Raw genomic sequence first — 14,409 nt, 5'->3', positions numbered from 1 at the left:
GTCCGGGGGGCTGGCCCCCCGGCCTGCGCGGGACGCAGAGGGTCCTGCGCGACGCGGCGTGGTACGCCCGTGCGGTCGGCCTCTTTCCATGCCGCATGCATGCGATTACCTAGGGGCCGAGCAGGGAAAGGGCATGGGATGATCTATGGCAGCGCGGATGAATGGCGGGCCGCCGCGGGCAAGCGGGTCGTGCTTTTCGGCATGTCCGGCCTGGGCAAGACCTATCTGGCCTCGATGCTGCGGGACACGGGCGACTGGTTCCACTACAGCGTCGATTACCGGATCGGCACGCGCTACATGGGTGAATACATCGCCGACAATTTCAAGCGCGAGGCGATGAAGGTGCCGTTTCTGCGCGAATTGCTGATGTCTGACAGCGTGCATATCGCCAGCAACATCACCTTCGACAACCTGGCGCCGCTGTCTACCTATCTGGGCAAGCCCGGCAGCCCGTCGCGCGGGGGACTGCCCTTCGACGCCTATTGCCAGCGTCAGGACCAGCATCGCCGGGCCGAGATCGCCTCGCTTCTGGACACCCGACATTTCATGGACCGCGCCGGCGACATCTACGGCACGCCGCATTTCGTCTGCGACAGCGGCGGCTCGATCTGCGAGGTCGTGGATCCGGACGATCCCGACGACCCGGTCCTGACCGCCCTGTCGCGCGACCTGCTGCTGGTCTGGATCAAGGGCAGCGACGCGCATACCGCCGAACTGGTCCGCCGTTTCGACCGCGCGCCGAAGCCGATGTATTACCAGCCGCAGTTCCTGGAACGCGCCTGGATCGCCTATCGCGTGGAAAAGGGGCTGGAAGCTGACCAGGTGAACCCCGATGACTTCATCCGCTGGACCTATGCCCGGGCGCTGGCGCATCGCCAGCCGCGCTATGAGGCGATGGCCCGGCGCGGCGTCACCATCCTGGCCGAGGAGGTGGCGCAGATCCGCACCCCTGACGATTTCACCGACCTGATCGCGACCGCCATCGCGCGCAAGGATAGCTGACATGCCCATCACGTTGAATGAAAGCCTGCCCGCCTATCGCATCCTGTCCCAGGAAGGGGTGATGGTCATGTCGCCGGGTCGTGCAGCGACCCAGGACATCCGTCCTCTGCGCATCGCGCTGCTGAACCTGATGCCCAAGAAGATCCAGACCGAGAACCAGTTCGCCCGGCTGATCGGCGCCACGCCGCTGCAGATCGACTTTCAGCTGATCCGCATGTCGGACCATGAAAGCCGCAACACCGCCGCCGACCACATGGAAAGCTTCTATCGACCGTTCCGCGACGTCGAGGCCAGCGGAGAGAAGTTCGACGGCCTGGTCATCACCGGCGCACCGATCGAGCATCTGCCGTTCGAGGACGTGACCTATTGGGACGAACTGACCCGCGTCTTTGCCTGGACGCAGACCCATGTGCATTCGACCTTCGGCGTCTGCTGGGGCGGCATGGCGATGGCGGCGCATTTCCACGGCCTGCCCAAGCACCCCCTGCCCGCCAAGGCGTTCGGCTGTTTCCGGCACACCAATCTGGCGCCGGCATCGCCCTATCTGCGCGGGTTCTCGGACGAGGTGCTGGTCCCGGTCAGCCGCTGGACGGAGGTGCGTCAGGACGACGTGGACGCCCGCCCTGCGCTGACCACCCTGCTGGCCAGCGCCGATGTCGGGCCGTGCCTGCTGGCCGATCCGGGGCATCGTGCCCTCTATGTCTTCAACCATTTCGAATATGACAGCACCACGCTCAAGGAGGAATACGACCGGGACGTGGCGGCGGGGAAACCGGTGAACGTGCCCGCCAACTATTATCCCGGCGACGACCCGACGCGGGCGCCCGCGAACCGCTGGCGCAGCCATGCGCACCTGCTCTACGGTAACTGGATCAACGAGATCTATCAGACGACATGGTACGACATGTCGCGCATCGGAGAGGGCTGAGCACATGGGCGCCGAACTGCCGGACCTGCCGCTGGTGGGCAAGATCACCGCCTATCTGCAGGACGAGGCCCCGGCGCCGATCCGCAAGGCGGTTCAGAAGGGGTCGTCCAAGGACATCCTGGACCCGGACTTCCCCTACAGCGCAGAGATGCCCAAGGCCGAATACGAACCGAAGATGGCTGCATTGCAGATGCAGCTGGTTCGCATGATGCATGATGTGATCGACAGCGGAAAGCGGCTGGTGGTCCTGTTCGAGGGGCGCGACGCCGCCGGCAAGGGCGGCACGATCGAGCGCGTGCGTGAAAACCTGAACCCCCGGTCGGCCAGCATCGTGGCCCTGCCCAAGCCAAACGAGCGCGAGGCGGGCCAGTGGTATTTCCAGCGCTATGTCGACTGGCTGCCCGGCGCCGGAGAGATCGCCCTGTTCGACCGCAGCTGGTACAACCGCGGCGTGGTCGAACGGGTCTTCGGCTTTTCGACCGACACGCAGCGCGCGGCGTTCTTTCGCCAGCTGCCGGGGTTCGAACAGATGCTGGTCGACGACGGGATCATCCTGGTCAAGCTGTGGCTGAACGTGGGCCGCGCCGAACAGTTGCGTCGCTTTCTGGACCGCGAAAAGGACCCGCTGAAGCAGTGGAAGCTGAGCGGCATCGACGTGGACGGGCTGGCCCGGTGGGACGACTATACCGTGGCGATCCGCGACACGCTGGCGGCGTCCCATTCGCCGATCGCGCCTTGGACCGTGATCCGGTCAGACGACAAGCGCCGCGCCCGGATCGCCGCGATCCAGACCATTCTGGGCGCGGTCGATTACGCGGGCAAGGATCAGGCCGCCATCGGAACGCGCGACCCCTTGATCGCCGGCGGGCCGGAACTGCTGCGCGACTGATCTTGGCGCGCGCGCGCCCACGTGCCAGAACCCGACCGGAACATCCTGGGAGGGGATCATGGATCTGTCGAACTGCCGCGCCGTCGTGACCGGGGGCGCATCGGGCCTGGGTGCCGCCACCGCGGCGCATTTCCGCGACATGGGGGCGCAGGTCACCGTGCTGGACCGCGACCCGGCAGGCGCCGAAGCCGCATCCGTCATCGGCGCGCATTATGCCGTGACCGACGTCACCGACGAGGCCAGCGTGACGGCGGCGCTGGATCATGCCGTGGCGCGGATGGGGGGCATCGATGTCTGCGTGAACTGCGCGGGCGTGGTGGTGGGCGAAAAGACCCTGGGCCGCGACGGTCCGCACCGGCTGGACAGCTTTCGCCGCACGATCGAGGTCAACCTGATCGGCAGCTTCAACGTGCTGCGCCTGGCCGCCGGACGCATGGCCGCGAACGGGCGTGCCCAGAACGGCGTGATCGTGAACACGGCGTCCATCGCCGCCTTTGACGGGCAGAAGGGCCAGGCCGCCTATGCCGCCTCCAAGGCCGGCATCGCGGGCATGACGCTGCCGCTGGCGCGCGATCTGGCGGGACAGGGCATCCGCGTCTGCGCCATCGCGCCCGGCATCTTTGGCACGCCCATGCTCAAGGGCCTGCCCGCGGACGTGCAGGACAGCCTGGCGGCCGAGGTGACCTATCCCAAGCGGCTTGGCGATCCGACCGAATTCGCGCGGACCTGCGCCTTCATCGTCCAGAACGACTATCTGAACGGAGAGACGATCCGCGTCGACGGCGCATTGCGGATGCGCTAGGCACACAGGCCCATCACGGGCGCGCGAAACCCTTGCGCGCGCCCGCAGCCCGCCTTAGCGTTGTCGCAAATCCGACAACAGAGAGGCCAGTTTTCATGCGCTTGCTGACCACCACCATCCTGGCCGCGGCGGCCCTGCCCGCCTATGCCGCCGACCGCGAACTGACGGTTTTCGATTGGGCCGGGTTCGAGGAGCCTTCGATCTTCCAGGCCTATGTGGACAAGCACGGCGACAGCCCGACCTATGCCTTCTACGGCGATGACGACGAAGCGTTCCAGAAGGTTGCTTCGGGTTTCAAGGCGGACGTGATCCATCCCTGCAGCCAGATGGTCGGCAAGTACCGCGATGCCGGCCTGATCGAGCCCTGGGACACGTCGCGCATCCCGAACTTCGAGCAGATCGAGGAGCGGTTCCTGGACAGCGAGGTGTTCCGCGACGATCAGGGCGTGTGGTTCATCCCCACCGACTGGGGCGCCACCGCCATCGCCTACAACACCGAGACCGTGCCTGCCGAGGACGTGGCCAGCCTTGGCGTCTTCACCAACCCGAAATACCAGGGCCGCACCTCGCTGCCCGACAGTTCGGATGATGTCTGGGCGCTGGCCTATCTGGCGACCGGCGTGACCGACTGGTCCGAGGTGACCGACGAACAGTTCCAGGCGGCCGCCGCCTGGCTGCGCGAGGCGCATGCCAATGTCGCGGCCTACTGGGCCGACCCGTCCGAACAGGCACAGCTGATGGCGTCGGGTGCGGTGGACGTGGCCTGGTCGTGGAACGACGGTGTCGTCTATCTGCAGGCCGACAACTATCCGGTGGGCTTTCAGCGTGAGCCGGCCGAAGGGTCGTCGACCTTCTTCTGCGGCTACGTGAACGTCAAGGACGGTCCGGGCAGCGAAGACAAGGCCTATGACTTCATCAACGCCTGGCTGGAGCCGTCGGCCGCCAAGGCGCTGCTGGACACGATCGGTTATGGCCATACCTCGGCCGCGGCCATGGCGACCATCGCCGACGAACCCGCCGTCGCCGAAGGTCTGGCCGAGATCGACGCACCCGTTCTGGCCCAGACCCCGAATGACCCCGAACTGCGTCAGCGCCAGTTAGCCGAGTTCGAGAAGATCAAGGCCGGCTTCTGATCCCGGTCAGGGACCGCGCATGAAACCTGTCAGGGGGCGATCACGATGTGGTCGCCCTGCTGCATGATCGGGACCGCATCCAGCCCGCATTCCGCACCGGCCACGACGCTGCCGGTCGACTTGTCGAAGCTTGCGCCATGTGCGGTGCACAGCAGCCGCAATCCATCCGCCGAAAGCAGCGTATCGCCGCGGTAATCCAGCGGCAGGTACTGATGGGGACAGGCGTTCACATAGGCACGCAGCACGTCGCCGTCGCGCAGCACGATCATCGGGAACGACCCGCGGTCGGTCGTGACGGTCAGCGGATGGACGCCAGTGATCCCGGTCGCCGCGCAGACGCGCGTTCCGGGCGCCGGGGCGCTGCTGTAATCGGTCCAAGCCATGATCATCGGCGCGGCGGCCTCCCCGCCGCCGCGCCGCTCCTCCCTACTGGGCCGGGGTGGCGTCGAGAACGCCGCGCCGGATCTGGTCTTCCTCGATAGACTCGAACAGGGCGCGGAAATTGCCCTCTCCGAACCCGTCGTCGCCCTTGCGCTGGATGAACTCGAAGAAGATTGGCCCGATCACCGTCTTCGAGAAGATCTGCAGCAGGATGCGCGTCTCTCCGCCACCCACGACGCCTTCGCCGTCGATCAGGATGCCGCGCGCCTTCATGCGGTCTAGCGGTTCGTCATGGTCCCTCACGCGGCGGTGCGACATCTCGTAATAGGTGTCGGGGGGGCCGGGCATGAACTCCATCCCGGCCTCGGCAATGCGGTCGGTCCCCGCATAGATGTCGTTCGAGGCAATGGCGATGTGCTGAATGCCCTCGCCCTTGTATTCGCGCAGGTACTCCTCGATCTGGCTGTGATCGTCGGTGCTCTCGTTGATCGGGATGCGTATCTTGCCGCAGGGCGATGTCAGGGCGCGGCTGACCAGACCGGTCTGCTTGCCCTTGATGTCGAAGAAGCGGATCTCGCGGAAGTTGAACGTGTCGTGATAGAACTTGTACCAAGTGTCCATGTTGCCGCGGATCACGTTGTGGGTCAGGTGATCCAAATAGAAGAAGCCGAACCCTTCGGGGCGCGGGTCGGACTCGCCGATCCAGTCGTAATCCGTGTCATAGGCACTGCCCGCGTCCCCATAGCGATCAATGAAATACAAAAGCGACCCGCCGATGCCCAAGACAGCCGGTGCCTCGATCGACTTGCCAGGGCCGGTATATTCAGTCGCGCCAAGCTCCAGTGCGCGCCGCAGGGCGACCTGCGCGTCCACCACGCGCCACGCCATGGCCGGCGCGCAGGGGCCGTGTTCCGCGACAAAGCCGGCTGCATGGCTGTCCGCCTCGGCATTCAGCAGATAGTTGATGTCGCCCTGGCGATAGAGCGTGATCGCCTTGGTCTTGTGGGTCGCCACGGGGGTGAACCCCATCTGCCGGAAGATGCGGTCCAGCACGGCCGGGTCCGGATGGGCGTATTCGACTAACTCGAACCCATCCGTTCCCGCGGGGTTGGCGGCACTGATCGTGGCCTTGGGGGCATCGTGGGGAAAGGGTCCCATGGCATTCCTCCTGCTTGTTGCCACCATGATGCGCGCGGGCCGCTGCAATGTGCTTGCAAAGAGCGTCGCCCTGCAGCCAGAATTGCACGAAACGCGCATTGATCGCGCAAATGACGCATGGGTGATGCATGGACCGGTTCGACAGTGCAATCTTGGCTGCTCTGCAGCGCGACGGGGCCTTCAGCAACGCCGCATTGGCACAGATCGTGGGGCTGTCCGCCAGCCAGATCTCGCGCAGGCGCGCGGCCCTGGAGGAGGCCGGAGTGATCGAGGGCTATGCCGCGCGGCTGTCGGCGGCCAAGCTGGGGCACGGGTTCAGGGCGGTGATCCGCGTCAACCTGCGCGGCCATGGCCAGGGACGCGAGGACGAATTCGCCCGCTTCGTGGCGGCACAGCCAATGATCCGGCAGGCGTTCTCGGTGTCCGGCGATGCCGATTACGTCCTGGACGTGCGCGCCCGCGACCTGGAGGCCTTTGCCGATTTCGTCCATCGCCACCTGCTGCCGCACCCGCAGGTGGCGCAGGTCCGCTCCGAAATCGTTCTTAAGACGCTCAAGGACGAAGGCGGCGTTCCGGTCTGACCATGCACCGCGCTCATGATCTTGTCGAATACTATGAATTTGCCGATGGGACGCGGAACGCCTATATCACGGGCTGAAACCGAAAGGCCTGATACCATGTCCCTGCCCCCATCCCCCGCCTTTGCGGCCCTGAACAAGGCCGCATCCGAACGCATCCTGATCCTGGACGGCGCGATGGGCACGCAGATCCAGGGCCTTGGCCTGGGAGAGGACGACTATACCGGCCACGGGTCCGGTCATGTCTGCCGTCATCACACCGACCACCCCCAGCAGGGCAACAATGATCTTCTGGTCCTGACCCAGCCCGAGGCGGTCGAGGAGATCCATTACCGCTATGCGATGGCCGGCGCCGACATCGTCGAGACCAATACCTTTTCCGCGACCACCATCGCGCAGGCCGATTATGGTCTGGGCGAGGCCGTCCACGACCTGAACGTCGAGGGTGCCCGCGTCGTCCGCCGTGCACTGGACCGCGCGACGGCCCAGGACGGGCGGGCCCGTTTCGTCGCAGGCGCCATCGGGCCGACGAACCGCACCGCATCGATGAGCCCGGACGTCAACGACCCCGGATACCGCGCCGTGACGTTCGAGGACCTGCGTGCCGCCTATCTGCAGCAGGCTAAGGGTCTGATCGCTGGCGGTGCCGACATCCTGCTGATCGAGACGATCTTCGACACGCTGAACGCCAAGGCCGCGATCTTTGCCTGCATCCAGGCGATGGAGGAACACGGCCAGCGTCTTCCCATGATGATCTCGGGCACGATCACCGACGCGTCGGGGCGCACCCTGTCGGGCCAGACGCCGACCGCCTTCTGGCATTCGGTCCGCCATGCGAACCCCTGGACCATCGGCCTGAACTGCGCGCTTGGTGCCTCGGCCATGCGGCCGCATCTGGTCGAACTGTCGGGCGTGGCCGACACGCTGATCTGTGCCTATCCCAATGCCGGCCTGCCCAACGCCTTCGGCCAGTATGACGAAGGCCCCCATGACACCGCCCCGCAGGTCGCCGAATTCGCGCGCGCGGGGCTGGTCAACGTGGTTGGCGGCTGCTGCGGCACCACGCCCGATCATATCCGCGCCATCGCCGATGCCGTGGCCCCCTTCGCCCCCAGAAAGGTGCCCGCCTATGCCTGATCGTTACCTGCGCCTGTCGGGGCTGGAGCCCTTTGTCCTGACGCCCGACATCCCCTTCGTGAACGTGGGCGAACGCACCAACGTCACCGGCTCCGCCCGTTTCCGAAAGCTGATCAAGGAGCGCGACTATGCCACCGCCCTGGAGGTCGCTCGCGATCAGGTCGAGAACGGCGCCCAGATCATCGACATCAACATGGATGAGGGCCTGATCGATTCAAAGGCCGCGATGGTCGAATACCTGAACCTGCTGGCGGCCGAACCCGACATTGCCCGCGTGCCGATCATGATCGACAGCTCCAAATGGGAGGTGATCGAGGCCGGCCTGCAATGCGTGCAGGGCAAGCCGGTCGTCAACTCGATCAGCATGAAGGAGGGCGAGGAGCAGTTCCGCCATCAGGCGCGACTGTGCCTGGCCTATGGCGCGGCGGTCGTGGTCATGGCCTTCGACGAGCAGGGCCAGGCCGACACCGCCGCCCGCAAGATCGAGATCTGCCAGCGCGCCTACGACATCCTGGTGAACGAGGTGGGCTTTCCACCCGAGGACATCATCTTCGACCCCAACATCTTCGCCGTGGCGACGGGCATCGAGGAGCACAACAACTATGGCGTCGACTTCATCGAGGCGACGCGCTGGATTCGCCAGAACCTGCCCCATGCGCATGTGTCGGGCGGCGTATCGAACCTGTCTTTCAGCTTCCGCGGCAACGAGCCGGTGCGCGAGGCGATGCATGCCGTGTTCCTCTATCACGCCATCAAGGCGGGGATGGACATGGGCATCGTCAATGCGGGCCAGCTGGCCGTCTATGACCAGATCGACCCGGATCTGCGCGAGGCCTGCGAGGATGTCGTCCTGAACCGCCGCCCCGACGGCACCGAACGCCTGCTGGAGATCGCCGAGCGGTTCCGCGGCGACGGTCAGGGGGCCAAGCGCGAAAAGGACCTGTCCTGGCGCGAATGGCCGCTGGACAAGCGGTTGGAGCATGCCCTGGTCAACGGCATCACCGAATATATCGAAGCCGACACCGAGGAGGCCCGGCAGGCCGCCGAACGTCCGCTGCACGTGATTGAAGGCCCGCTGATGGCGGGGATGAACGTGGTGGGCGACCTGTTCGGCGCGGGCAAGATGTTCCTGCCGCAGGTGGTAAAATCCGCCCGCGTGATGAAGCAGGCCGTGGCCGTCCTTCTGCCCTACATGGAGGAGGAAAAGCGCCTGTCCGGCGGGACCGAGCGCGAGACCGCGGGCAAGATCCTGATGGCGACCGTCAAGGGCGACGTCCATGACATTGGCAAGAACATCGTCGGCGTCGTGCTGGCCTGCAACAATTTCGAGGTTATCGACCTGGGCGTGATGGTCCCGGCGCAGAAGATCCTGCAGGTCGCCCGCGACGAGAACGTGGACATCATCGGGCTGTCCGGCCTGATCACCCCGTCCCTGGACGAGATGGTGCACCTGGCCTCCGAGATGGAGCGCGAGGGAATGGACATTCCCCTGCTGATCGGTGGCGCTACGACATCCAAGATCCACACGGCGGTCAAGATCTCGCCCCGCTACACGCGCGGTCAGGCGGTCTATGTGACCGACGCCAGCCGGGCCGTGGGCGTCGCCTCCAACCTGCTGTCGACCGACCGCAAGGCCGCCTATGTCGACGAGATCCGGGCCGACTATGCTGCCGTCGCCGACCGGCACGAACGGTCCGAGGCATCGAAATCACGCCTGCCGCTGGCCAAGGCGCGCGACAATGCGCTAAAGATCGACTGGAGCGGCTATGTGCCCACCGCGCCGACCTTCACCGGCGCGCGGGTGATTGAGGATTGGGACCTGGCCCAGATCGCGCGCTATATCGACTGGACGCCGTTCTTCCAGACCTGGGAGCTGAAGGGCGTCTATCCGCGCATCCTTGACGACGAAAAGCAGGGCGAGGCCGCCCGCCAGTTGTTCACCGAGGCGCAGGAGATGCTGGCCCGGATCATCGACGGCCAATGGTTCAAGCCGCGCGCCGTGGTCGGTTTCTGGCCCGCGAACGCGGTCGGCGACGACATCCGCCTGTTCACCGGCGACGATCGGTCGGAGACGCAGGCCATGCTTCACACGCTGCGCCAGCAGGTCACCAAGCGTGGCGACCGGCCGAACGTGGCCCTGTCCGACTTCGTGGCACCCGAAGGCATCCCCGACCATGTCGGCGGTTTCGTCGTGACGGCAGGCCCCGAGGAGGCAGAGATCGCTGCACGCTATGAACGCGCCAACGACGACTACGGCGCGATCATGGTCAAGGCGCTGGCTGACCGCATCGCCGAGGCGATGGCCGAGATGCTGCACGAACGCGTGCGGCGCGACTATTGGGGCTATGCCACGGACGAGGGCTTTGCGCCGGAGGAACTGGCGGCGGAACCCTATACCGGCATCCGTCCCGCGCCGGGCTATCCGGCCCAACCCGACCACACCGAAAAGCTGACGCTTTTCAAATTGCTGGACGCGGAAGCTGCGACCGGCGTGACGCTGACGGAAAGCATGGCGATGTGGCCGGGATCGTCGGTTTCGGGCCTCTATATCAGCCATCCCAACAGCTATTACTTTGGCGTCGCCAAGATCGAGGAGGATCAGGCCCGCGATTACGCCGCGCGCAAGGGCTGGACCCTGGACGAGGCCGAACGTTGGCTGGCCCCGGTCCTCAACTACACCAAGCGTCAGGCAGAGGCCGACGCGGCATAGGGAAAGGCCCGCATCGCTGCGGGCCTTTCTTTGTCAGGCGCGCAGCATCTGGCGGCCCAGGATGTGATCGGCGGCCTTTTCGCCGGTCATGATCGACGGGCCGTTCAGGTTGCCGTTGGTGATACGTGGAAAGATTGAGCTGTCTGCCACACGCAAGCCCTCGACCCCGATCACGCGCAGTTCGGGGTCCACGACCGCGTCGGGATCGCTAGCCGCACCCATGCGGGCGGTGCCGCAGGGATGATAGGCCGATTCCGCATGTTCGCGGATGAACGCGTCGATCTGTTCATCGGTCTGCACGGCATCGCCCGGCTGGATCTCGTCGCCGCGGTATTCCTTGAACGCGGGGGCGTCAAAGATGCGGCGCGTATGGCGGACGCATGCCCGGAACTCCTCCCAATCCTCGGGTTGGGACATGTAGTTGAAGCGGATCTCGGGCGCCGCGGACGGGTCACCCGATGCAAGCCGGATGGTGCCGCGCGATTTCGACCGCATCGGCCCCACATGGGCCTGGAAGCCGTGACCCTTGGCCGCCGATTTCCCGTCATAACGGACCGCCAGCGGCAGGAAGTGATACTGGATGTCGGGATAGTCCTTGGCATCCGACGACCGGATGAAACCGCAGCTTTCGAACTGGTTCGATGCGCCAAGGCCGGTCTTCTGCAGCAGCCATTCGACACCCACGCGGCCTTTGCCCAGCAGGTTGTAATAGGTATACAGCGTCACCGGCTTCAGCGACTTGTACTGCATGTAGATCTCAAGATGGTCCTGCAGGTTGCCCCCGACGCCGGGACGATCCGCAAGTGGTGTGATGCCATGCTGGCGCAGGTGATCCGCAGGCCCGATGCCCGACAGCATCAGCAGCTTGGGCGTGTTGATCGTGCTGGCCGAAATGATGACCTCGCGGTTTGCCAGGACGGCCTCGACCTTGCCGCTGCGCTCGATTTCAACGCCATAGGCGCGTTTTCCTTGAAACAGGATGCGGTTCGCTAGACCGCGCACGACGGTCAGCAGGCCGGTCTTTTTCGCGGGACGCAGATAGGCATTGGCGGCGGACCAGCGGCGGCCTTTCCAGATGGTGGCCTCCATCGGGCCGAAACCCTCCTGCTGGGTGCCGTTGTAATCGTCCGTGCGTGGCCATCCTGCCTGGTGACCCGCCTCGATGAAGGTGTTGAACAGCGGGTTCTTGCGCTTGCCGCGGGTGATGTGCAGCGGGCCGCTGGTGCCGCGCACCGGCGACGTGCCGCCATGCCAGGTCTCCATCCGCTTGAAATACGGCAGGACGCCCGCATAGTCCCAGCCCTCGGCGCCGCTGTCGGCCCAATGCTGGAAATCCTTGGGGTTGCCGCGCACGAAGACCATGCCGTTGATCGACGACGATCCGCCGATGACCTTACCGCGCGGGGTCGCCAGCTTGCGCCCGCCCAGATGCGGTTCCGGTTGGCTGGCAAAGCCCCAGTCATAACGGCTCATGTTCATCGGATAGGACAGTGCGCCCGGCATCTGGATGAAGGGGCCGACATCGCTGCCGCCGAACTCGATCAGCGTGACGGTGCGTCCCGCCTCGGTCAGGCGATAGGCCAGGGCACAGCCAGCGCTGCCCGCGCCGATGATGACGTAATCCGCGTCCTTGGCGGCTTTCGGAAGATCAGTAGGGTGCATCGACGCCTCCCATGCCCACATAGACGGATTTCAGCTGGCTATAATGCTCGATCGCGGCGGCAGAGTTCTCGCGGCCCAGACCTGACAGCTTGACGCCGCCAAAGGGCATCTCGACCGGCGTCAGGTTGTAGGTGTTGATCCAGCAGGTGCCGGCCTCCAGCGCGGCGACCACGCGATGGGCGCGGGACAGGTCCTGGGTAAAGACCCCCGCGGCCAGGCCAAAGCCGGTGCCGTTGGCACGGGCGATCACCTCGTCCTCCTCGGCAAAGCTGAGGGCGGTCAGGACGGGTCCGAAGATCTCGTCCGTCGCGATGGTCATGTCGTCGGTGGCATCGGCAAAGACCGTGGGCGGGATGAACGGCCCCTCACCCTCTCCGCCGCAGACCAGTCGGGCACCGGCGTCACGCCCGGTGCGGATGGCGGCGCGGATCTTGTCGGCCTGGGCCGCATTGATGATCGGACCGTGATTGGTGTCCGGGTCCAGCGGATCGCCCATGCGGACGGCCTTCACACGCTCCGCCAGGCGGGCCAGGAAGTCCTCCTTGATACCCTCCTGCAGGAAGACGCGCGTCCCGTTAGAGCAGATCTGACCCGAGCTGTAGAAGTTCGCCAGGATCGCGGCGCTGACCGCGTCCTCAAGGTTCGCGTCATCGAAGACGATCAGGGGCGACTTGCCGCCCAGCTCCATCGTGACATGCCGCATTCCTTCCGCGGCGGCCGCATAGACGCGGCGGCCGGTGGGCACCGAACCGGTCAGGGACACCTTGGCCACGTTGGGGTCGTTGACCAGCGCGGCACCGACATCGCCCCGGCCCTGCACCACGTTGAACACGCCCGGAGGCATCCCCGCCTCGATGAAGATTTCCGCCAGTTTCAAGGCCCCTAGCGGCGTTTCCTCGGAGGGTTTGAAGACCATGGTGTTGCCCATGACCAAGGCCGGCGCGGCTTTCCAGCAGGCGATCTGGCTGGGATAGTTCCAGGCCCCGATGCCTGCACAGACACCCAGGGCCTCGCGGCGGGTATAGGCCCAGTCCGCCCCCAGGGGGATCATCTGGCCCGTCAGCGTCGCCGCCAGACCCGCGAAATATTCCAGTGCCGCGGCACCCGACGGCCAGTCCGCCACCAGAGTCTCCTGGATCGGCTTGCCGGTGTCCAGGGTCTCAAGGCGCGCCAGTTCGTCGTTGCGCTCAAGGATGATCGAGGCGGCGCGGCCGAGAATGCGGCCGCGCTCGACGGGCGCCATCGCGGCCCATGCGGGCTGGGCGGCCTTGGCGGCGGCGCAGGCCTGGGCCACCTGGTCGGTCGATGCCTCCTTCAGCGTTGCGATGGTCTCGCCGGTCAACGCATAGCGGACGGGCAGGTCGGCACCCTGCCCTTCGACCGGCTTGCCGCCGATGAACAGGGATGCGGTGGGTTGTGCGGAAAGGCTCATGCAAGGGCCTCCTTCAGATAGGTCATGATGGTGTTCAGCGCCACATCGGCATCGGTCGGACCGGGGGTCAGGACCGCGCGCAGATAGACGCCGTCGATCAGCGCACCCAACGTCTCGGCGGTGCGCTCGGGGTGGTCGGTCAGGCCGCGCAGCGCCACGATCAGGTTCGAATGCAGCCGGCGGTGATAGACCCGCAACAGGCGCGCGGCCTCGGGAGAGTTCAGCGCAAGTGCATAAAAATTGAGCCACGCACTGACCGTCTCGCGCTGAAAGTTCTGGGGCGCAAAGCTGGCGTGGATGATCGCATCCAACCGCCCCCGTGCACCCCGCCCCGGCAGCCGGTCATGGACCGATTGCCCATAGCTGCGCAGGATATACCGCATCGCCGCCAGGAAGATCTGGTCCTTGGATCCGAAGTAATGGTGGGCCAGCGCCGGCGACATGCCGGCACGCTTGGCGATCTGCGCGACGGTGACGTCCAGCGACCCCGCGCGCCCCACCTCGAAGATCGCGGCATTGATCAGCGCTGCTTTTCGGATAGGCTCGGCCCCGAGTTTCGGCATGATTGCACCTGCGGCGGAAGATTTCTGTTGCGTT

13 protein-coding genes are annotated in these 14,409 nt (G+C 65.6%); 8 read left to right on the top strand and 5 right to left on the bottom strand.

What is annotated here, in order from left to right:
- The first annotated feature begins 138 nt into the window (after window positions 1-138).
- The 5 genes from SY26_RS01995 to SY26_RS01975 all read left to right on the top strand — a co-directional run bounded on the left by SY26_RS01995 (window position 139) and on the right by SY26_RS01975 (window position 4,754).
- Entirely contained in the window at window positions 139-1,002 is an 864-nt protein-coding gene (locus SY26_RS01995; RefSeq protein ID WP_045981237.1) for a hypothetical protein, read from the top strand.
- A gap of 1 nt (window position 1,003) precedes the next feature.
- Window positions 1,004-1,930, top strand: a complete 927-nt coding sequence (gene metA, locus SY26_RS01990; RefSeq protein WP_045981238.1) for a homoserine O-succinyltransferase — start codon at window positions 1,004-1,006, stop codon at window positions 1,928-1,930.
- A 4-nt stretch (window positions 1,931-1,934) separates the two neighbouring features.
- Window positions 1,935-2,819: a polyphosphate kinase 2 gene (gene ppk2, locus SY26_RS01985; protein WP_045999061.1), complete on the top strand. Its 885-nt coding sequence runs from the start codon at window positions 1,935-1,937 to the stop codon at window positions 2,817-2,819.
- Window positions 2,820-2,877: 58 nt separating this feature from the next.
- Entirely contained in the window at window positions 2,878-3,621 is a 744-nt protein-coding gene (locus SY26_RS01980) for an SDR family NAD(P)-dependent oxidoreductase (RefSeq protein ID WP_045999060.1), read from the top strand.
- Between the two features lie 95 nt (window positions 3,622-3,716).
- Window positions 3,717-4,754 carry an extracellular solute-binding protein gene (locus tag SY26_RS01975; protein ID WP_045999059.1) on the top strand — a complete coding sequence of 346 codons (1,038 nt, stop codon included), beginning with the start codon at window positions 3,717-3,719 and terminating at the stop codon, window positions 4,752-4,754.
- Between the two features lie 29 nt (window positions 4,755-4,783).
- Here the strand turns inward: SY26_RS01975 and SY26_RS01970 are convergent, their stop codons facing one another.
- Window positions 4,784-5,143, bottom strand: coding sequence for a Rieske 2Fe-2S domain-containing protein (locus SY26_RS01970; RefSeq protein WP_045981242.1), 360 nt, complete (start codon window positions 5,141-5,143; stop codon window positions 4,784-4,786).
- A 37-nt stretch (window positions 5,144-5,180) separates the two neighbouring features.
- Window positions 5,181-6,293, bottom strand: a complete 1,113-nt coding sequence (hppD, locus tag SY26_RS01965; protein WP_045999058.1) for a 4-hydroxyphenylpyruvate dioxygenase — start codon at window positions 6,291-6,293, stop codon at window positions 5,181-5,183.
- A 128-nt stretch (window positions 6,294-6,421) separates the two neighbouring features.
- On the opposite strand from hppD, the gene SY26_RS01960 reads away from it, so the two are divergent.
- The 3 genes from SY26_RS01960 (at window position 6,422) to metH (ending at window position 10,718) form a co-directional block, all read left to right on the top strand.
- A complete protein-coding gene (locus tag SY26_RS01960; RefSeq protein ID WP_045999057.1) occupies window positions 6,422-6,874 on the top strand; it encodes an Lrp/AsnC family transcriptional regulator in 453 nt (150 codons plus the stop codon).
- A gap of 96 nt (window positions 6,875-6,970) precedes the next feature.
- Complete coding sequence (locus tag SY26_RS01955) at window positions 6,971-8,008, top strand: homocysteine S-methyltransferase family protein (RefSeq protein ID WP_045999056.1); 1,038 nt, start codon at window positions 6,971-6,973, stop codon at window positions 8,006-8,008.
- Window positions 8,001-10,718, top strand: a complete 2,718-nt coding sequence (gene metH, locus SY26_RS01950) for a methionine synthase (protein WP_045999055.1) — start codon at window positions 8,001-8,003, stop codon at window positions 10,716-10,718. The genes SY26_RS01955 and metH overlap by 8 nt, the downstream gene beginning before the upstream one ends.
- Before the next feature lie 33 nt (window positions 10,719-10,751).
- Here the strand turns inward: metH and betA are convergent, their stop codons facing one another.
- The 3 genes from betA to betI are packed head-to-tail and all read right to left on the bottom strand — an operon-like array spanning window position 10,752 to window position 14,375.
- Window positions 10,752-12,380: a choline dehydrogenase gene (gene betA / locus SY26_RS01945; protein WP_045999054.1), complete on the bottom strand. Its 1,629-nt coding sequence runs from the start codon at window positions 12,378-12,380 to the stop codon at window positions 10,752-10,754.
- Complete coding sequence (gene betB, locus SY26_RS01940; protein ID WP_045999053.1) at window positions 12,367-13,812, bottom strand: betaine-aldehyde dehydrogenase; 1,446 nt, start codon at window positions 13,810-13,812, stop codon at window positions 12,367-12,369. Before betB ends, betA begins: the two co-directional genes overlap by 14 nt.
- Entirely contained in the window at window positions 13,809-14,375 is a 567-nt protein-coding gene (gene betI, locus SY26_RS01935) for a transcriptional regulator BetI (RefSeq protein ID WP_045981248.1), read from the bottom strand. The genes betB and betI overlap by 4 nt, the downstream gene beginning before the upstream one ends.
- Between the last annotated feature and the right edge of the window lie 34 nt (window positions 14,376-14,409).

The organism is Paracoccus sp. 228 (assembly GCF_000967825.1).
Taxonomy (GTDB): domain Bacteria; phylum Pseudomonadota; class Alphaproteobacteria; order Rhodobacterales; family Rhodobacteraceae; genus Paracoccus; species Paracoccus marcusii.
Note: the sequence above shows the minus strand (reverse complement) of the source record. Positions and strands in the feature narration are given on the sequence as shown.